13 protein-coding genes are annotated in these 19,769 nt (G+C 60.8%); 8 read left to right on the top strand and 5 right to left on the bottom strand.

Annotated elements, in window-relative coordinates; genetic code table 11:
• Positions 1-47: 47 nt before the first annotated feature.
• Genes DI396_RS02370 through cysG form a run of 3 tightly spaced genes read left to right on the top strand, consistent with a single transcriptional unit; the run spans position 48 to position 5,091 of the window.
• Positions 48-2,690 (top strand): nitrate reductase, encoded by a 2,643-nt coding sequence (locus DI396_RS02370; protein WP_110794516.1) that lies wholly within the window; start codon positions 48-50, stop codon positions 2,688-2,690.
• Complete coding sequence (locus tag DI396_RS02365; RefSeq protein ID WP_110794515.1) at positions 2,687-3,691, top strand: glycosyl transferase family protein; 1,005 nt, start codon at positions 2,687-2,689, stop codon at positions 3,689-3,691. Before DI396_RS02370 ends, DI396_RS02365 begins: the two co-directional genes overlap by 4 nt.
• Entirely contained in the window at positions 3,688-5,091 is a 1,404-nt protein-coding gene (cysG, locus tag DI396_RS02360) for a siroheme synthase CysG (protein WP_110794514.1), read from the top strand. Before DI396_RS02365 ends, cysG begins: the two co-directional genes overlap by 4 nt.
• A gap of 12 nt (positions 5,092-5,103) precedes the next feature.
• On the opposite strand, the gene DI396_RS02355 is transcribed toward cysG, so the two are convergent.
• The 3 genes from DI396_RS02355 to DI396_RS02345 form a co-directional block, all read right to left on the bottom strand.
• Positions 5,104-5,886 carry an ABC transporter permease gene (locus DI396_RS02355; protein WP_204362786.1) on the bottom strand — a complete coding sequence of 261 codons (783 nt, stop codon included), beginning with the start codon at positions 5,884-5,886 and terminating at the stop codon, positions 5,104-5,106.
• Between the two features lie 76 nt (positions 5,887-5,962).
• A complete protein-coding gene (locus DI396_RS02350) occupies positions 5,963-6,730 on the bottom strand; it encodes an ABC transporter ATP-binding protein (protein WP_110794512.1) in 768 nt (255 codons plus the stop codon).
• Between the two features lie 84 nt (positions 6,731-6,814).
• Positions 6,815-7,816, bottom strand: coding sequence for an ABC transporter substrate-binding protein (locus DI396_RS02345; protein ID WP_110794511.1), 1,002 nt, complete (start codon positions 7,814-7,816; stop codon positions 6,815-6,817).
• A 502-nt stretch (positions 7,817-8,318) separates the two neighbouring features.
• Here DI396_RS02345 and DI396_RS02340 point away from each other — a divergent pair.
• The 5 genes from DI396_RS02340 (at position 8,319) to DI396_RS02320 (ending at position 18,530) form a co-directional block, all read left to right on the top strand.
• Positions 8,319-12,356 (top strand): Ig-like domain-containing protein, encoded by a 4,038-nt coding sequence (locus DI396_RS02340; protein ID WP_110794510.1) that lies wholly within the window; start codon positions 8,319-8,321, stop codon positions 12,354-12,356.
• A gap of 77 nt (positions 12,357-12,433) precedes the next feature.
• Positions 12,434-13,762: a TolC family protein gene (locus tag DI396_RS02335; protein WP_110794509.1), complete on the top strand. Its 1,329-nt coding sequence runs from the start codon at positions 12,434-12,436 to the stop codon at positions 13,760-13,762.
• A gap of 785 nt (positions 13,763-14,547) precedes the next feature.
• Positions 14,548-16,659 (top strand): ATP-binding cassette domain-containing protein, encoded by a 2,112-nt coding sequence (locus DI396_RS02330; protein ID WP_235851734.1) that lies wholly within the window; start codon positions 14,548-14,550, stop codon positions 16,657-16,659.
• Between the two features lie 4 nt (positions 16,660-16,663).
• Positions 16,664-17,851: an HlyD family type I secretion periplasmic adaptor subunit gene (locus tag DI396_RS02325; protein ID WP_204362777.1), complete on the top strand. Its 1,188-nt coding sequence runs from the start codon at positions 16,664-16,666 to the stop codon at positions 17,849-17,851.
• Positions 17,852-18,005: 154 nt separating this feature from the next.
• Positions 18,006-18,530 (top strand): alkylphosphonate utilization protein, encoded by a 525-nt coding sequence (locus tag DI396_RS02320; protein WP_110794508.1) that lies wholly within the window; start codon positions 18,006-18,008, stop codon positions 18,528-18,530.
• A 98-nt stretch (positions 18,531-18,628) separates the two neighbouring features.
• Here DI396_RS02320 and dtd read toward each other — a convergent pair whose 3' ends face one another.
• Both dtd and DI396_RS02310 read right to left on the bottom strand, forming a co-directional pair.
• On the bottom strand, positions 18,629-19,066 hold the full coding sequence (dtd, locus tag DI396_RS02315; protein ID WP_110794507.1) for a D-aminoacyl-tRNA deacylase: 438 nt from the start codon (positions 19,064-19,066) through the stop codon (positions 18,629-18,631).
• A 3-nt stretch (positions 19,067-19,069) separates the two neighbouring features.
• The gene (locus DI396_RS02310) at positions 19,070-19,762 is read right to left on the bottom strand and encodes a nitroreductase (protein ID WP_110794506.1); all 693 of its coding nucleotides are present in this window, start codon (positions 19,760-19,762) and stop codon (positions 19,070-19,072) included.
• Positions 19,763-19,769: the final 7 nt, after the last annotated feature.

Raw genomic sequence — 19,769 nt, 5'->3', positions numbered from 1 at the left:
CACCCCACCCCAAACCCCAGCAACCCCAAGTCACAAGAGGCAGCAACATGGCGGGCAAGACATCGCAAAACCGCGCAGAGATCACCTGCACCACATGTCCCTATTGCGGCGTGGGTTGCGGTGTATTGGCCGGGCAGGATGGCACGATCAAGGGCGATCCCGACCATCCGGCGAACTTCGGGCGGCTCTGCTCCAAAGGTTCGGCCTTGGGCGAGACCATCGACCTTGAGGGGCGTTTGTTGCACCCGATGGTGCATGGCAAACAAGCCGATTGGGACAGCACCCTTGATTTGATCGCAGGTCAGTTTTCGCGGGCGATCCGCGATCATGGCCCTGACAGCGTTGCGTTTTATGTCTCGGGTCAGCTCCTGACCGAAGACTATTATGTCGCTAACAAGTTGATGAAAGGCTACATGGGTTCGGCCAATATCGACACCAATTCGCGGCTTTGCATGGCGTCGTCAGTGGCGGGGCACAAACGCGCTTTTGGCACCGACACCGTGCCCGGCACCTACGAAGATCTGGATGAGGCGGATTTGGTTGTGCTGGTGGGCTCGAACCTCGCATGGTGCCATCCGGTTTTATATCAACGCCTCGTCGCGGCGAAGCAGGCCCGCCCTGATATGCGCGTTGTCAATATCGACCCGCGGCGCACCGCGACATGCGATATTGCCGATCTGCATCTGCCCATCGCCCCCGATGGGGATGCGGCATTGTTTAATGCGCTCTTGGCCGAGATCTCCCGACGCGGCGCAGTGGACAAGGACTATATCAGCGCCCATGTAAACGGATTTGATGCCGCAATAGAGGCCGCGCAGGCCTGCGATCCCGCGCTCAGCGGTTTGAACGCCGAGCAAATTAATGCCTTTTGCGACATGTGGATCGGCACACCCAAGGTGGTTACCGTCTATAGTCAGGGCGTCAATCAATCGATTTGCGGCACCGATAAGGTCAATGCGATCATCAATTGCCACCTTGCCACCGGCCGGATTGGTCGCGCCGGGATGGGGCCGTTTTCTGTCACTGGCCAACCCAATGCCATGGGCGGGCGCGAGGTGGGGGGGTTGGCCAATATGCTTGGCTGGCATCTTGATATCGAGAATGCCGATCACCGCGCGGCGGTGCAAGAAGCTTGGGATAGCCCGACAATCTGCACCCATGCCGGTCTCAAGGCCGTGGACCTGTTCGAGGCCTGTGCCTCGGGCAAGATCAAGGCGCTGTGGATTATATCGACCAACCCTGCCGTGTCCCTGCCCGACGCGGGAAATGTCGCCGAGGCTATCGCAAATGTGCCCTTCACCGTGGTCACCGATATCATGGCCCGCACCGATACCGGTGATTTGGTTGATGTCTTGTTGCCGGCGACGGGGTGGGGCGAAAAATCCGGTACAGTCACCAACTCCGAGCGGCGCATATCGCGCCAGCGCCCTTTCCTTGAGGCGCCCGGCGCGGCACGGCCTGATTGGAAAATCCTATGTGATGTAGCGGCGCGGATGGGCTGGGCGGATGCCTTCGATTATCAAAGCGCCGCCGATGTGTTCCGCGAATACGCTGCGCTTTCCAACCTTGGCACACGGTTTGGCCGCGACTTTGATATTTCCGGTTTGGGTGACCTGACGGAGGCAGAATATGACGCATTGGCTCCCGTGCAATGGCCAGTCCGCAAGGGCGAGACCCCCGGCGGGCGTTTCTTTGCCGAAGGCGGGTTTTACCACGCGGACGGGCGCGCAAAGATGCTTGCGATCACCGCGCCGCAATGTGTTTCCCCCGAGGCCGAGAATACCTTTGTGCTCAACTCTGGCCGTGTGCGCGACCATTGGCACACCATGACCCGCACCGGAAAATCCGCGCGGCTCAGTCAGCATTTGGCCGAACCTTTTGCCGAAATTCACCCCGAGGATGCCTTTGCACTTGGTCTGCGCGACGCCGGATTGGTCAAGCTGTCATCGCGATATGGCACCGCCACGTTGCGGGCGCTGATCTCGTCCAAGGTGGCGCGCGGCGAGATCTTTGTGCCGATGCATTGGACCGCGCAATTTGCGCCTTCGGGGCGGATCAATACGCTTATGGCACCGGCCGTCGATCCCGTATCCGGCCAACCCGCCACCAAAGGCGGCGCGGTCAAGGCCGAAGCCTTCGGCGCCCGATGGTATGCTTTCCTCGCCACCAGCGCCGCAATAGAGTGCAAGCGCCCCTATGTTGCAAAGGCCCGCACCACCACGGGTTGGCAGGCCGAAATCGCCGGTTTCAAACCGCCCGAGGATTGGGAGCAAGATCTGCGCGACATCACCGGTTTGGACGCCGCATCGGCCACGGTGATCGAGGATGCCGCCAGCGGTATCGTCCGCGTGGCCTTGACCGACGTGGCGGGGGAGATTGTGGCCCTGTTCTTTGCCGCGCCTGATCCGGTCGCCGTGGCCCGTGCCTTTGCGGTGTCTTTGATCGGCACGCAAACACCGGCCTTCGAAGCGCTTGCAGGTCGCCCCGGCGCGGATCGCCCCGATCCTGGTGCGGTGGTATGTTCGTGTTTCAATGTCGGCGTGAATACGCTAAAATCAGCCATAGCCGAGGGTGCCGATACGGTCGATGCTTTGGGCGCGAAAACCTGCGCGGGTACCAATTGCGGATCTTGCAAACCGGAACTGGCCGCGCTTTTGACCAACCATTTGCCGAAAGTCGCCGCTGAATGAGCCTTGCGCCATATGTACGAATTCTGGGTCGCGGTCCGGGCCGTGCCCGCCCGCTGGACCGCGCGGAGGCCGCCGAGGCCATGCGCATCATCATGGCAGGACAGGCCGATCCTGAATCCCTTGGCGCGCTGCTGATGTTGATGCGCTATCGCGGCGAGAGCGCCGGCGAGATTGCCGGTTTTGTCGAAGCCATTGGCGAAACTTCGGCCGGGCAGGGGTGGCGCGGCATTGGCGCGGCGCTCGATTGGCCCAGCTTCGCCGCTGGACGCACGCGCGGCGCGCCATTGTTTGTGTTGTCGGCCCTTTTGGTCGCGCAGGCCGGATACCGCGTGCATCTGCATGGCTACAATTCCCATCAAGGCACCAATGCCTCGGTGCGCGATGCGCTGGGTCCCTTGGGGATCAAAATTTGCGAAACGCCGGAGGCGGCGACATCGGCGCTGGTTGCGGACAATATCGCTTATACCCCGCTTGAGGCCCTCTCGCCGGATGTCTTCAACCTTTTGAAATTGCGATCAAAATTCAATCTTCGATCCTGTATCAACACGGTCGCGCGGATGCTCAACCCGTCGGCGGCTCCTGCCGCTGTTCAAGGCGTGTTTCACCCGTCGTATCGCGATTTGCAATCGGATGCGGCGCTGTTGCTGGGCCGCGAAACGCTCAGTGTGATCAAAGGCGGTGGCGGCGAATTTGAACGGCACCCATCAAAATCCGTGTTGGCTTATGGGCTGCGCGGCGGGGTGAAATCCGAAGTCTCCGCGCCGCCGCTCTTGGATGAAACCCGCCGTTTGCACGAGGCGGACGGCGCGGGCATTACCTGCGCCGCGCTGTGGAACGGGACGGCAGAGGATGATTTTGCCACCGCCACGGTGATTGGCACGGCGGGGCTTGCGCTTTATACGCTGGGCGCTGTGCCGGATGTGGCCGCAGGGGATAAAATGGCCGCAGATCTTTGGGCCACTCGCAGCAAGACGCCGGTTTCGGCAGGAGAAGACGCATGAAGACCTTTCCTATGTTTTTGCAAATGGCGGGGCGCCGCGTGGTGATCGCAGGCGGCGGCGAACAGGCCGCACAAAAAAGCCGTTTGATCCTCAAGACCGAGGCCGAGATCGTCTTGCTCGCGCAGGGTGAGATCGACGAGGAATTGCGGGGTTTGATTGACGGGGGCCGCATCCGTTTGGACCGCACGCCGGTCACGCCGGATCATTTTCGCGGCGCAGCATTGGTGTTCATCGCCACCGGTTGCCCCGGCATGGACGCGGCATTGCACGCCCTGTCGCAAGAGGCGGGCGCGCTGACCAATGTGGTGGACAGGCCGGACCTGTGCGATGCGATCACCCCCTCGATTGTGGACCGTGATCCGGTTGTCGTTGCCATTGGCACCGAGGGCACCGCGCCGGTTCTGGCGCGTCAGATCAAGACGCGTATGGAAGAAATGCTTGAGCCGCGCCTTGGGGATTTGGCGGCCTTGGTGGGGCGTTTGCGCGGCGCTGCGGCGCAGCGGCTTGGCCCGCGTCAACGGCGCGATTTGTGGCGTTGGGTGTTTTCCGGCGCACCGCGCGATGCCCATGCGCGCGGGGCCGAACGCGAGGCGGCGGAATTGATCAAAGCGGCGATCAACACCGGCGAATTTGCCGCGCCGCAAGCCGCGCCCGTGTCATTGGTGGGCGCCGGGCCGGGCAGCCGCGATTTGATCACGCTGCGCGGGGTGCAGCGCCTGCAAGAGGCCGATATTATCTTTTATGATCGGTTGGTTGACCCCGAGTTGTTGGAGTTGGCGCGCCGCGATGCCGAACGGGTGTTTGTCGGCAAGGCCCCCGGTGCGCACAGTTGGCCACAGGACCGGATCAACGGCGTGTTGGTCGCGGCGGCCAAACAGGGCAAACGCGTGGTGCGCCTTAAATGTGGCGATCCGGGTGTGTTTGCGCGCGGCGCCGAAGAGGCGCAAGCGCTCAGCGCGGCGGGCATTGCCTTTGAAATCGTCCCCGGCGTGACCGCAGCCAGCGCCGCAGCGGCTTGCACCGGCACATTCCTGACTGAACGCGGCAAGACGGATACATTGGTCTTGAGCACCGGCGCGATGCGCGATGGGGCGGAGTTGCCCGATTGGATAGCGCATTTGACCGCCGGAACGCAGATCGGCATTTACATGGGTGTAGGGGCGGCGCAGCGGATACAAGCCGCGCTTGATACCTGTGGGTTTGCCGATGAGGTTGAAGCGCAGATCGTCAGCAAAGCCGGCTATGCCGAACAACGCGCTGTCACCTGCGCCGCGCAGGATTTGGCGCGCACGATCCGTGAGGCCGACCTGCCCAATCCGGCGATCATTTTCCTGCGCCGCGCTTCGGGTGCGGCGGGGGATGCATCTGTGGATGCGGGCGCAGAGCGCCGCGCCAAGTAAGGCTGGACGGCGCTAGCTGCGCCACCGTAGCACCCGCCGTTCGATCAGGCCGATGGCGAAGCTGACCGTGACGCCAAGCGCGGAAAGGATCACCACACCGGCGAACAGTCGCTCCAGATCATAGAGCGAACCGGCCTCGAGGATATAGGCGCCGATGCCATATTCTGCGCCGAGCATTTCGGCGGCGACCAAGAGGATAATCCCGATGGCCAAGGAAATGCGCAGCCCCGACAGGATGCCGGGCAGGGCGGCGGGTAAAATCACGCCGCGCACAATCGACCACCAGCGATGATCGAAACTTTGCGCCATGCGCACCCATGTGCGATCGACGTTATCCACCGCCCCATAGGTCGCCACCACCGTGGGCGTAAACGTGCCAAAGGCGATCAGCGCATATTTCGACCCCTCGTCAATGCCGAACCAGATCACAAACAGCGGCAGCAAAGCGATTTTCGGGATCGGGAACAACGCCGCGACCAAGGGCACCAATCCGGCGCGAAACCATGAAGACAGGCCGATGAGCACGCCGACGCTGACGCCGATGGAAATGCCCATGAGTGATCCGACAATCAGCCGCGTGAGCGATGGGATCATATGTTCGGCCAAGAGGCCCGAGCGGTAAAGCTCGACCAGCGTGGCAAAGACATCCGAGGGGCGCGGCAGGGTGAGCGCGGTGATGAACCCCGCGCGTGTCCCCCATTCCGCACCGCCGATCAGCAGCACAAATACCAAAATACCAACGCCGCGTACCGGCGCGGGGGCGAAACCGCCACCGCGAAACCGTACGGGGGTCATGGCGGGGGAAGAGGGGGTGTTCGCCGCACTCTGTGGGGTGATCTGCCGGTTGATGGGGGGATCATTTTTTTCGGGATCAGACATGCAAAAGCTCCGCATCGGCGGCGGCGGCTTCGTCGCGCATGAGGCCCCACAGACGGGCCTCGGCCGCTTCTAGCGCCGGATCGCCGTGACGACGTTCGGACAGGGGCGTGTCGATGTCGACCACCTCGCGGATTTTGCCGGGACGGCGAGAGAGCACGACGATTTTATGGCCCAAGCGCACCGCCTCCGACAGGTTATGGGTGACGTAAACGGCGGTGAACGGCGCCCGCGTCCATAGGGTGACAAGATCATCCATCAGCAATTCACGGGTCTGGCTGTCGAGGGCAGAAAGCGGCTCGTCCATCAACATCACCGCAGGGCGCACCGCGAGGGCGCGGGCGATGGCGACCCTTTGTTTCATTCCGCCGGAAATCTGTTTGGGCAAGGCATCGGCAAAATCGCTCAACTTGGTGCGGGCCAGAACATCGGTGATGATCGCCTCTTCCTCGGCGCGGGGCAGGCGGTGCGGCGCAAGCGCAAAGGCGATATTGCCGCGCACCGAGCGCCACGGCAGCAAGGCGAAATCCTGAAACACATAGGTCAGCGGATTAAGGCACCCTGCGGGCGGGGTGCCGACCTGTAGAACTGCGCCGCCCGTGGGTTGCTCCAACCCGCCGACAAAGCGCAGGAGCGTGGATTTTCCGCACCCCGACGGCCCGACAAGACAAACGATCTGTCCGGCCGGAATGTCCAATGAGATGCCCGAAAGCACCTCGGTCGATCCGTATGAATGGTGAATGCCGTCGAGGCGGAGGTCCATGTTGCGGCCTGCCTTTGCGTGAAACGTGAACAAGAAACGCGCGCCGGTATAAGGCCGGCGCGCGCAAGAGATCCGTTCGAGGGATCAGATGGTTTTGACGTAGCTGGTGTCGATCAATGTCTCGAGCGCCACATCCGGCACGAGGTTCTCGGATTTAAACCACTCGAGTTGATCCTGGATCGAGGCGACATTCAAAGCCGCGCCTTCATTGACGCGCATCGCGCCATTGGCGATGGATTTCGCGGCGGCTTCGCGGGGTTTGTCGGCATAGACATATTTGTGGATCAGGTCGATCATCGCATCGCTCTCGCCGCTGGTTTTATCCACGAGGGCGGCATTGAAATCTGCGCCGCCCTTGGCAAATCCGGCAAGGAAAGCCGCAGTCATGTCGCGTTCGTCCTTGGCGTTTTTGGCCGAGGTGAATGTCGTCGTGACCTGATAATCGGGAATATAATCGGAGACATTGCCGATGATATGCACCGCGCCCGATCCGGCGAGTGGTTTGGCAATATGCGGCACAATGGACCAAGCGTCGATTTGCCCCGATTTCAAAGCGCCGATGATCGCGCCGACCTTTTGCAGCGGCTTGAAGCGCAGGGTGATGCCTTCCTTGGCGGCGATTTTCGACCCCATGTAATGGAACGACGATCCGGCGGTGCTCATGCCGAAACTCTTCCCGTCCAGCATCGCGGGGCTGGTGATGCCCGATTGGAAGGCCGCGTCGGATACAAGGATTTTCTGCCCGTCGATGCCGGCCTCTTCGCTGAGGGCCCCGCCGATCACTTTGACCGCGCCTTTATCGGCCAGCGACACAAGGCCGCCCGATACGGCAGTGACGGCGTAATCCACATCCCCCGAGGCAATCGCCACGGCCATTGGCTGCGCGGCTTGGAAGAATTTCAATTCGACGTCCAAACCGGCGTCTTTGAAATATCCGCGCTCGAGCGCGACAAAGCTGGCGGCGTGGCTGGTAAAGCGCAACGCCCCGATGGTAATTTTGCGATTTGACGCCAGAGCCGGCGCGGCCAATCCGGCCCCCGCAGCGGCCATCAAGCCAAGCGCGTGGCGGCGTGTGAAATCTGTCATGGTGATCCTCCGTTATGCTCCCGCCATGATCTGCGGCTGCGGCATGGCCTCTTCGGCGTTGAAGGCGCCGATATGATTGCCCTGCTGCGGATGCAAATCCCTAGCTCCCAGCGCGCAGAGTGCACGCCGCCCCTCGAATGCGCAAGTCCGCAGCACTACGGTGCTTTGATCGGTGTCCACAGGCGGAGTGAGGCGGTAAATGCTCGCCCTTAAGGGGAGCGGCGGTTTGTCGCAGTCTCTCGGCGCAACTCCGCTCGATCCGGCGTGGCGCGCCTTGGCAATCGGCAAGAAAAGGTAGGAAAGTTAACGTTTTCCCAAAGGTAAGCTTGCGCCGGGGGCATTCCGGGCCAAACAGTCGGCTTCTAAATGTGCCCATGTTTCCATGATTTTGCGGCGAATCGGAAAAAGGACACTAGCGATTGTGGCAGGAATAAGGTAGATCTACCTTAGGGAAACAAGACAACGCGGCATATGACGTTGTCACAGAGGTAGCGGTGGTAATATGAAGGCGATCGATTTCGTCGTCCGTAATAGTATGGGCGCAGTTCAGCGTGGTGAAATTCAAGAGGGCGGTTCGGTTACCCGAATAGATGCGGGGCTTGATAAAGAAATATCGCTCAATGTCAGGCAGATGGATCTGCAAGGGTATGTGCGCGAAGGGTCAAATCTTCATATCACGCTGGCAGACGGTCGGACGATCGTTCTCGACAATTATTTCGGCACAGACGGCGCCCCCACTGCGCGCCTCTTTATCAGTGCTGACGGCTACCTGAACGAGGTCAACCTCGTCGAGGGGGCCGATGATGTTTTCTATGCGCAATATGGCCCGACTGAAATGTGGGGCAAATGGAGCCCCTCTGACGATCTGATTTTCCTGTCGGGCAATGAGGGCGAAGTGATCGCGCCCGAGGGCAATGATGTCTCCATGCTTGGGGCGGGCCTTCTGGCCGCGCCGGGTCTTTGGGGCGGGGCGGCGGCTGCGGCGGCGGCCGGTGTTGGTGCGGCGGTCATCGGCGGCGGCAGCGACGGGACGGATACCCCGGCACGGATCGAACCCACCGTAGACCAGCAGGGCGAGCTGCCCGCGATTGGCGGCGATGGTGTTGAAGACCCGTCCATTGAAATTACCGGCACGGCAGAACCCGGTTCGGAAGTGATTGTCACCATTGGCGAGGAAGAGGTCACCACGGCCTCCGGCTCTGACGGCACATGGGGCGTCGTCTTCGAGGATGACACATTCCCTGATGATGGCACCTATGACGTTGGTGTGGTGGTGATCGAACCTGACGGGACGGAAACCGATTTGGGTGGTCCGGTGGTCGTCATCGATATGACCCCGCCGGATCTGGAATTTACCATTGGCACCACCTCGACCGGTGAAGTGATCAATGCTGAAGAGCATCAAGCAGGTACAGTCATTGGCGGCAATGGCGAGGCCGGGTCGAGCCTTGACGTGACGGTGGAGAATGTCACCCATACCGTCACTGTGGGCGACGATGGCACATGGTCGGTGACTTTTGGTGCCGACGAGATTGCAACCGGCGAATATGTGGTCGACGTTAGCGTTGTGGCAACGGATAGCCTCGGCAATTCCGCCACATACACCGATACGTTGACCGTCGATACGGTTGCCGATCCGGTGACCATCAACACAGATGGCTTCGAAGGCGACGGCACGCTGAATCTTGCGGAAATGGATGACGGCATTCAGGTCACCGGCACGTCGACCCCCGGTGTAACGGTCACTGTGGCGCTTGGCGGTGCCGAACAGCAGGTTGTGACCGGCGACGACGGCACTTGGGAGGCGACCTTTGATGCCGCCACCTTGCCGGAGGGCGAATATGACGCCACCGTCACCGCGACCACCACCGATGCGGCGGGCAATAGCACCACCACCACCGGCAGGGTGCATGTGGATACCGCGACCTCCGTGGCCTTTGATGGCACCCCGATTGCGGGCGATGATGTCGTCAATCAAAGCGAAGCTGCGGGCAGCGTGTCTGTCTCCGGCACCGCGCAATCCGGCGCGACCGTGGCTGTGTCTTTTGGTGGCACATCCTTCCCCGCGCAGGTGGCCCCGGACGGCAGCTGGACGCTCTCCATTCCTGCGGGCACCTTTGTTGCGGGCGAATACGATGTTGATATGACCGTGACCGCCACCGATCTGGCGGGCAATACCGCGTCGGCAACGCGCACCATCACCATAGATACTGAAACGGCGGTTTCGATTGATGGCGGTCTCGCGGGCGGCGATGATTTGCTCAACGCTGTCGAAGCGCCCAACGGTGTGACCCTCTCCGGTGCGGCGCAACCGGGCGCATCGGTTGTCGTCACTCTAGGCACGGTGTCGCATACCGTTGTCGCGGGCGATGGCGGCACATGGAGCAGTACCTTTACCGCCGCCGAAATTCCCGAAGGGGCTTATGTTGCGACAGTCACCGCAACCGCGACAGATCCGGCGGGGAACACGGCAACGGATACATCCTCGTTGACAGTGGATACCACCGGTTTCGTGGCCTTTGCCGATGCGCCGGTTGAAGGCGACGATGTGATCAACCATGTCGAAGCCTCCGATGGTGTGGTCCTTTCGGGCACCACCGAACCGGGGTCGAGCGTGACCATCATGCTGGGTACGGTGACGCGCACGGCCACGGTCGATGGCGCCGGCAACTGGACGGTGCAATTCGCCGCCACCGATATTCCGGCCGGCGAACATACAACCACCATCACCGCCACAGCGGTCGATGCGTCCGGCAATGTATCGACCGCCGCCAACACCATCGAGATCGACACATTGGTGCGCGATTTTCAGGTCACCTCAACGCCCGGCGGCAGCGACGGTGTGCTCAACGCGGAAGAAGCGGCGCAGGGTCTCGTGCTGACCGGTGTGACCGAAGAAGGGTCCTCGGTTGTTGTGCAACTGGGCGCCCATAGCGTTCATGCCACGGTCGCCGCAAATGGCACATGGGAGGCGCATTTTACCGCGGCACAATTGGGGTCGGGCGAATACACCACCACCATGACCGCCACGGCCACCGATGCGGCAGGCAACGTTGCCACGACATCGGACATGGTACGCGTCGATACCGATGCCGGATCGCTGGCCTTGAGCACGGTTCCGATCGAAGCCGATGATGTGATCAATTTTGTCGAAGCCTCCGACGGCGTGACCATCAACGGCACCTCGGATGCGGGCAATGTTGTGCAGGTTAGCCTTGGCGGTGTCACCCATTCGGTTGTCACAGCGTCAAATGGCACATGGTCCTCGGTCTTCGCAAATAGCGAAATCCCCCAAGGCACCTATGATGCGAGTATCACGGCATCGACCACCGATGCCGCAGGCAACAGCCGCACCGTCACCGACACCGTTCATATTGATACCGCAGTCGACAATCTGACCATCTCTCTGGCCCCGATCGCGGGCGAGGGTGTGATCAACGAGGCCGAAGCGGCCGCAGGTTTTGATGTTGAAGGCACGGTCGAGGCCGGCTCGACGGTTAATGTCACGATTGGCACGGTCACCCGCCCCGCCACCGTGGATGCAAACGGCAATTGGACCGCGCATTTCCTTTCGGGGGATATTTCGGCTGGTGAATATACTGCGGATATCACCGTCAATGTCACGGATCGCGCGGGCAACACTGCCACCGCGACCGATACGGTTGAGGTCGACACATTGGTCAACGCCCTGTCGAGCACCCAAGACGTTACATCCGGCGACGGATCGGTCAACGCCGCCGAGGCGCGGGGTGGCTTCTCTCTGGGCGGGCAGGTCGAAGCGGGATCGACCGTCGAGATCGCCTTCGAGGGTAAAACCTACGACGCGCAAGTGGCCGCTTCGGGTGCATGGACCTTGGCCATTCCGGCCACGGATATTCCGGCGGGCACCTATGATAGCGCCTTCACCATCCGCGCCACCGATGCAGCGGGCAATACTTCGGAATTGGTTGAAAACATCCACATCGACACCGAGCTTCCCGGTGCCGCAGATGTGGCCAGCTACACCCGCGACCATACCGGATTGCGCGCCATCTCGATCGAAAGCACCGACGACAGCGTGTCCATCGCGCATATCGATGATGCCGGAAACATCAGCGATGTCGCTTCGTCTTCTTACGACATCCCCGTGCTAAATGAGACAACATATGCCTTCGATACTACGGTGCCCGATGGCTCGCATCTTGTATTGACCACCGAGGACGAGGCAGGCAACGCCACCGGCACATTCCTTGCTGTCGATGATCCGAGCACCTCGATCGTTGATCTCGGCTCCGGCAACCTTGGCAATTACCAGATCGAAACCATCGATCTGCAATTCGCCGAAGATAGCCAAGTGACGCTTTCCGAAACGCAGCTTTTGGCGCTGTCGTCGAATTCCGATGCGGTGCTGATCAAAGGCGGCGCCGATGATACAGTATCTATCTCTGGCGCGGTCAATACCGGCCAAACCCGGGATGTCGATGGCGAAAGCCACACGGTTTACACCCTCGGTGACACCGGGGTTCTCATTATCGACGACGACATTACCGTCGTTATCTAAAGTGACGAGTAGCAGGGGCGCGGCAACGACCGCGTCTCTTTAAATAATCAATACAAGCACCGGAACAGGGGCGATTGATGAGGCACAGGGCAGTTAAAAGCACCGTTAGCGGTGCGCTTTACGCATTGTTACTTTCCGGCTGTGTGATGCAGGACGGCGGGGCAAACGGGACGGCCACGATGATGGCCATGCACAAACCCGACACTCACAAACCTGAAAAGAGCGCGCGCGCGAAAGAAAGCGCCGAAAGCGCGGTGATTGCCGCGCTGCAGGCCCGCCGCTCGGCTTTGCCCTCGGGCAGCAGCTATGATCAGGTCGCGGCGAATGTTCTTGCCGCGTCGTCGCGCAGTGCTGAAGCAGAATTGCGCTCGGCCCGTTTGCGCGCCGAAGCCCAATCGAAAAACTGGCTGCCCTCGATCGGCCCAAGCATCTCGCTGTCTTCGCTCGGCGCAGTGGTCGCCGGATTGCTGGTCGAGCAGGTCCTCTTTGACAATGGCCGCAAGAAGGCCGAACGCGATTTTGCCAAAGCTGATGTCGAAGTTGCCGCCGCAACCTTGTCGATTGACACCAATGATCGCGTTTATGAGGCGCTCTCGCTCTATATTTCTGCCGAAGAGGGGCGGGCCAAAGCCACGCTCTCCTCGCGCATTTACGACGATATGAAGCATTTCGAATGGATCATGAACGAGCGCGTTACCGGCGGCGTGTCGGATATGTCTGACTTACAGATCCTGCGCCAGAAATTGTCGCACATCAAAAGCGAACACAGCGCTGCCGCCGAAAGCGTCAGTGCCGCATTGGCGGAACTCAACGCCATGTCGGCGCGTCCCTTGGGCGGGTTGACCGGCCTTTCCGAGGTCGCGGTGACCGCCAAAGACGCCAAACCCCTTTCGGTTCTCAAAGCCGAAGCCGAGCGCGCGCGCGCCATCGCGGAGGCCAAGATTTCCCGCGCGGGCCATTTGCCCGGCGCGAAGTTGACCGCGACGGCAGGCACCGGTGGCAGTTCCGTAAAACCCAATATCTCCGTCGGATCGGACAATTTGCTCGGTCTTGGCACTGGCGCGTCTCTCAAAGCCATCGCCGCAGAAAAAGAAGCCGCCGCGCGCCGGGTCGCGCAGGCCCAAGAAGATGCCAACCGCCGCCTGCGTGCGCTCGAACAACGTCTGGCAGCCCAGGATCGCCAAGCAGCCGAAGCCGCCACGATGACCGCGCAAGCCAAGGCCAATCTCGACATTTTCCAAGAACAATACGAAGCCGGCCAACGGCAGGTCATGGATGTGGTCGGCGTGTTTGAAACCTTCGCGGCCCAACAACGATCCGAGGTTGTGTTGAAATATAAGGCCGCCCTGACGCGGCTTGAGATCGCCAAAGAACTGGGACTATTGGCGAATGGGGAAGAGATTTGAACAAGACGCCTATTGCCTTTTCAGTCACCGCAGGCGGCAAGACCGTCAAAAGCATGGCCGAAGCCACCGCCCCCACTGCCGATCCAGCAGTGAAACCCGAACCTGCCAAAGGGCCGATGTCGCATTTGCCGGCGCCGGATATTTTTGCCGATCGCAAGCCCGAACCCTTTGCCACGCCAAGGGCAAAATCTGTGGCGGCCCCTGTCAAATCGGTGCGGGTGCTGACGCCCAAGCCGCAGCCACAGGCGCCGCAATTGCAAGAGGCGCCGGCGGCCAATCGCGCGCAAAACCGTAGCCGCGCCGCTCAAATGCGTGCGGCGCTGCGCCACGCTGCGCAACGCGCACAGGCCGTAATGCCGGATGCAAAATCCGGCGCGTCGCGGGTGTTGCACCGCGCCCGTAAATCTGTGACTCCGGCGCGATCCGCTGCGCCCGAGGCCACGCCGCAGATTGCAGCTCACCCCCAAGAGCCGCGTGCGCAATCCGCTCCGGTGTCGATTGCCACGCCGATGACATCTGCAGCAAAAAGACCGGTTCTAAAAATCGCCTCGCCCAAACCGCAAGGCGCTGCGCCGAAAGCGGTTTCGCCTGCAAGGCCCCCCGCGCCGCCGGTCGCCAAACCCTCGGCCGCGATTGTGCATCTGGGGGCCGCCGTTGACGCGGTGCGCGCCGCGAATGCCTTACCCGATATGGTCGCCCGCTTTGTGCCGGGCGTTGGGAAATCTCCCGCAAAGACCCCTGTCGCCGCCTTGGAAGACGCATCGCACCCCGTTGATGCACCGCGTATGACGCCCGAGCAAATCCGCACCCGTGCCGAAATGGCGTCGGTTTATGCCGGGCTGTTGGGGGCCGATACCCCAGCCGTCGATCTGCGCGACGTGTTGACCACCGCGCACGAAAATGATCCGCTGCGCGCCTTGGCCCGCAGTTTGCAAAGCGCAGGTTTGGTGGCCGAGATCGCCTCGACTGCCACCATCACCCCCGATTTGTGGCCGGCCATGGCGGCGATGACCAATGGCCAAATCGTGCTGGTGCTGCGCCAGCGCGGCGGCGAATTGATCGTGTATGATGCAACCTGCACCGACAAACGCGCCCATGTGGATCTTTCTGAATTCAAAGAGTTCTTTTCCGGCACCTTACTGCATGCCGAAGCGACGCTCGAACATCTGTCGCGCGCCCACAGCCCCAAGGAAAACTCCGGCCATTGGTTTTGGAGCCAATTCGGCCGCTTCCGCCGTTATTTTGTTGAGATCGCGCTTGGATCGCTTATTGCCAATATGCTCGCCGTGGCGGTCGCATTGTTCTCGTTGCAGGTTTACGACCGCGTCATCCCCCATCAATCCGAAGCGACGCTTTGGGTCTTGGCGGCGGGGGCGGGGATTGCCTTGCTTTTGGAAGCCTGCATGAAAATCGCCCGCGCGCGCCTGATGGATGGGGCGGGGCGTCAAATTGAATTGTCGGTGCAAAGCATTCTTATGGACCGCATCCTTGGCATGCGGTCGGCGGCGGCGGGCAAGTCGCCTGCCTCGCTGTTCTCTTCGATGCGTGAATTTGGATCCGTGCGCGAGTTTTTCACCGCCTCCACCATCGGCACATTGGCCGATATTCCATTCATCTTTGTGTTCCTTGCGCTGGTCGCCTCGATCGCCGGACCGGTGGTTTGGGTCTTGATCGCAGGGGGGATTTTGATGGTGCTGCCGGGGTTCTTCTTGCAAAAGAAAATGATCCGCCTGACCCATGAGACCCAAGGCGCCAGCGCGAAGTCTTCGCGGTTGCTTCACGAGGCGATTTTCGAATTGGACACGGTAAAGACCCAGCGCGGCGAAGACCGTTTCCGCCGTCTTTGGGCCGAACTGACAACGCTCTCGGCAGTAAAGTCCTCGGACCAACGCAAAATCGCGGCGGCGTTGAGCTTCTGGAGCCAGGGCGTTCAACAAGCCACCTATGTCAGCGCCGTGATTTTCGGTACCTACCTTGTGTTTGCCGGACAATTCACCGTTGGCTCGATCATCGCCGTCGGGATTTTGACCGGTCGCACATTGGGGCCGCTCACACAATTGTCGGGCACGATGGCGCGTTGGGGCAATGTCAAAGCGGCGCTCGACGGGCTGGATGCGATTGCCCATTCCGAACAGGATGAGGAAGAGGCGCGCCGCTATCTGCGCCGCGAGGCTCTGCGCGGGCAGTATGAATTGCGCAAGGTGATGTTTCGTTATGATGAGGACGGCGGCATCGATCTGGATGTGCCGCAACTCAAGATTTCTTCGGGCGAGCATCTGGCGATATTAGGCGCCAATGGGTCGGGTAAATCGACGCTGCTCAAATTGATGAGCGGGCTTTATGAGCCCTCCGAGGGTCGCATTCTTTTGGATGGTACGGGCATGAATCAGATCGCCCCGCGCGATTTGCGCCGCGGCATTGGGTATCTGGGCCAAGACGTGCGGTTGTTTTCCGGCACGCTGCGCGAGAACCTGAACCTGACGATGATGGAACGCGACGATGATCGCTTGATGGAGGCGCTTGATTTCGCCGGTCTTGGCCCGTTTGTGAAGGCGCACCACAAGGGGCTCGATTTGGTGATCCGCGATGGCGGCGAAGGTTTGTCGGTCGGGCAACGCCAATCGATCGGTTGGGCGCGCCTGTGGTTGCAAGATCCGAAAGTATGCTTGTTGGATGAACCGACGGCGGCCTTGGATCAAACCTTGGAAAATACATTGGTCAGCCGTTTGGAAGATTGGCTCGAAGGGCGCACGGCGATCATCGCCACCCATCGTGTGCCGATCCTGAAATTGACCGAACGCACCTTGATCATGCAGGGCGGCCGATTGACGGTCGACGGCCCACGCGATGATGTCTTGGCGCATCTGGGGCGCAAGCCCAAAGCAAAGGGAGCCTAGGATCATGGCGACAGCGACGACCAATTTGGGCGCACAAATGGACCGCGAATTGCGCGGCCCGAGCGCGGTGATCTGGCTCTCTATCCTGACAGTGTTGCTGTTTATCGGATGGGCGGCCTTTGCGTGGGTAGACGAAATTGTACGTTCGGATGGAGAGATCATTTCATCGTCGCGCCCGCAGATTATTCAAAACCTTGAGGGCGGTATTTTGGCCGAACTTCTGGTCAAAGAGGGCGATGTGGTTGAACGCGGTGATGTGTTGGCACGGCTGCACGGGATGCAATTCCGCTCGTCGGTTGATGATTTGCAAGATCAAATCAACGCAGATGACATTCGCCGGTTGCGGCTTGAGGCGGAATTGGCGGGACAGTTTGATTTTGCGGTGCCGCAAAGCCTGAGCGCGCGCTCGCCCGATATTGTTGCCTCGGAGCGCGCGTTGCTGCAAGCGCGGCAATCGGATTACGACAGCCGCCGTCAGGGCGCGCAGCGGGTGCTTGATCAAGCCGCCAAGGAAAAGGCGTTGATGGAAAACATGTTGGCGCGAAAAATCGTGTCGTTGATCGAAGTGACGCGCGCGCGCAAAACCTATGCCGATGCGAAAATCCGCTATGACGAGATCGTCACGCAAACCGAACTCGACCGTGCGCAGGAATATTCCGAAACGCTCAAGGAGCTGGCGACGCTCAACCAAAACCTCAAAGGATCGCAAGACCAATTGTCGCGTACGGTGTTGCGCAGCCCGATGCGCGGGATTGTGAACGGCCTGTCAGTGACAACCATCGGCGGGGTGGTGCGCCCCGGTGAGGAGATTTTACAGATCATCCCGATGGGCGAGGAGTTGTTTGTCGAGGCACGCGTCGCCCCCGAAGACATCGCCAACGTCCGTCATGGGCAAGAGGCGACGATCAAGCTTTCGGCTTATGATTACACGATTTTTGGCACTTTGAAGGGCAAGGTCGATGTGATTTCGGCCGATACGTTCAAAAACGATCGCGCCCGCGAGGCAGATAAAGACGCGCATTATAAAGTCACGCTCAAGGTTGATATGGATGCGCTGACCGACCGTCAGGCAGAGGTCGAAATCCGCCCCGGCATGCAGGCCACGGTCGAACTGCACACCGGCGAAAAGACGATTTTACAATATCTGTTGAAGCCGCTTTATAAATCCAAAGAAGCGTTCCGCGAACCCTAAGGGCCGGCCGGTCTGTCCCTCGTACCGATGGCCTCATCATGCGCATCCCTCTTTTGCGGGGTGCGTATTTTGCATCAAAGACCTGCGGGCAATTGTCCTTGAATATGTGGGGTGCTGCGCCGCATAAGGGCGGCATATGTGAAGGAAGAATCCGATGCCCAATTGCCAAATTTGCAACGCCGAAGGCACCACAGAATACACCGTTGCCCCCAAGGAGGACGTGATCGCGCTATGTGCGATGTGCCTTGAGGCGGCGCAGGGCACGATCTCGGACGGGCCACATTGGCAATGTTTACATGACGCGATCTGGAGCACAGAGGCTCCGGTGCAGGTTCTGGCCTACCGCTTGCTCAAGGCGTTGCCACAATCGCCATGGGCGCGCGATTTGCTCGACATTGCCTATCTGGAGCCTGAAAATCTGGACTGGGCCGAGGCAGGTATCACCGCCGGTTCGGACGAGCCGGAGATCATCCACCGCGATACCAATGGCGCGGTCCTGTCGGCAGGCGATACGGTCGTCTTGATCAAAGACTTGCCCGTCAAAGGCGCGGGCTTCACCGCCAAACGCGGCACATCGGTGCGCGGCATTTCCTTGGTCGCCGATAACGCGGGCCATATCGAGGGCCGCGTCGAAGGGCAGCGCATCGTGATCCTGACCGAGTTTGTGAAGAAAAGCTGAGGTCCATCGTCATTGAGGGGCGTTGGTGTCTGTCTATGTCCAACTGTGTGCGGCGGGGCGCAAGATCTCTTCCGGTGTGGTGAGGGGCCGGCTTCGGGTCAAAGATCGACCCATAAGGTCACCGGCCCGTCATTGATCAATTCGACTTGCATATCCGCGCCAAAACGTCCCGTTTCGACCGGCACGCCTTGCGCGCGCAGGGCGCTGCAAAACGCCTCATAGGCGGGCGCGCTGATCTCGGGCCTTGCGGCGGATGAAAACCCCGGACGGTTGCCGCGTGATGTGTCGCCTGCCAATGTGAATTGCGACACCACCAAGGCGCTGCCGCCGGTATCAAGCAGCGCATGGTTCATCTTACCGGCCTCATCCTTGAAGATCCGCATCTTGGCGATTTTTGCCGCCATCTTCTCGGGCGCTTGCGGCCCGTCGCCTTCCATAGCGCAGACGAGGATCAACAGGCCGCCGCCGATTTCGCCCAACACCGCTCCATCCGAGCGGACCGAGGCGCGGCTGACCCGTTGCACCAGCGCGCGCATCTTTTATGCCCCTCGCAGGTCGAGCACCTCACCAAGCGGGGCGCGGGCGGTGCGGAAGCTGTTGGCCGGATGGTCGGTATCGGCATATCCAAACGAAATTGCACAGGCGATCATGCGGTCCTCGGGGATGTCGAAATGCGCGCGCACCTGATCGGAATATCCGGCCACGGCCGCTTGGGCGATGGTGGCCACACCCGCCGCTGTCGCCGCCAGCGTAAAGGCCGTGACAAAGCCGCCGCAATCCATCGCGCCATAGGGGCCAAGTTCGCGCGCAGTGGTCAAGATCGCCACATGCGGCGCCCCGAACAAGCGGAAGTTTTCCATCGTTTGTTTGGCCGATCCGGCGCGGTCGCCCTTCTCGACGCCAACCGCTTCGTAAAGCTGCCAACCGCAGGTGCGCCGCCGTTCTTGCAGGGCACCGGAATAGCTCGCTGGGAAGTCGAAATCGGCTTTGCCATCTTCTTCCTGCGCCGCTTGCATCAACCGTGCGCGAAAGGCTTCGGTTTCATCCCCCGCCGTGACGATCAATTGCCACGGCTGTGCATTGCACCACGAGGGCGCGCGACCGGCGGCGGCGGTGATCGTTTGGATCACCTCGCGCGGCACCGGATCGGGGCGATAGGCGCGGCAGCTGTAGCGTGTATCCAAAATGCGCGAGAGCGCGTCGAAATCATCCGGCTGGATAGGGGTAGACATGGGGGAA

Origin of the sequence: Litorivita pollutaquae (assembly GCF_003205515.1) — a bacterium.
Lineage (GTDB): Bacteria > Pseudomonadota > Alphaproteobacteria > Rhodobacterales > Rhodobacteraceae > Litorivita > Litorivita pollutaquae.
Note: the sequence above shows the minus strand (reverse complement) of the source record. Positions and strands in the feature narration are given on the sequence as shown.

What these genes read in the sequence shown, in the direction of transcription:
- DI396_RS02370 (WP_110794516.1), top strand. Translation starts at nt 48, where the DNA reads ATGGCGGGCAAGACATCGCAAAACCGCGCAGAGATCACCTGCACCACA.
- DI396_RS02365 (WP_110794515.1), top strand. Translation starts at nt 2,687, where the DNA reads ATGAGCCTTGCGCCATATGTACGAATTCTGGGTCGCGGTCCGGGCCGT.
- cysG (WP_110794514.1), top strand. Translation starts at nt 3,688, where the DNA reads ATGAAGACCTTTCCTATGTTTTTGCAAATGGCGGGGCGCCGCGTGGTG.
- DI396_RS02355 (WP_204362786.1), bottom strand. Translation starts at nt 5,886, where the DNA reads ATGACCCCCGTACGGTTTCGCGGTGGCGGTTTCGCCCCCGCGCCGGTA.
- DI396_RS02350 (WP_110794512.1), bottom strand. Translation starts at nt 6,730, where the DNA reads ATGGACCTCCGCCTCGACGGCATTCACCATTCATACGGATCGACCGAG.
- DI396_RS02345 (WP_110794511.1), bottom strand. Translation starts at nt 7,816, where the DNA reads ATGACAGATTTCACACGCCGCCACGCGCTTGGCTTGATGGCCGCTGCG.
- DI396_RS02340 (WP_110794510.1), top strand. Translation starts at nt 8,319, where the DNA reads ATGAAGGCGATCGATTTCGTCGTCCGTAATAGTATGGGCGCAGTTCAG.
- DI396_RS02335 (WP_110794509.1), top strand. Translation starts at nt 12,434, where the DNA reads ATGAGGCACAGGGCAGTTAAAAGCACCGTTAGCGGTGCGCTTTACGCA.
- DI396_RS02330 (WP_235851734.1), top strand. Translation starts at nt 14,548, where the DNA reads ATGACGCCCGAGCAAATCCGCACCCGTGCCGAAATGGCGTCGGTTTAT.
- DI396_RS02325 (WP_204362777.1), top strand. Translation starts at nt 16,664, where the DNA reads ATGGCGACAGCGACGACCAATTTGGGCGCACAAATGGACCGCGAATTG.
- DI396_RS02320 (WP_110794508.1), top strand. Translation starts at nt 18,006, where the DNA reads ATGCCCAATTGCCAAATTTGCAACGCCGAAGGCACCACAGAATACACC.
- dtd (WP_110794507.1), bottom strand. Translation starts at nt 19,066, where the DNA reads ATGCGCGCGCTGGTGCAACGGGTCAGCCGCGCCTCGGTCCGCTCGGAT.
- DI396_RS02310 (WP_110794506.1), bottom strand. Translation starts at nt 19,762, where the DNA reads ATGTCTACCCCTATCCAGCCGGATGATTTCGACGCGCTCTCGCGCATT.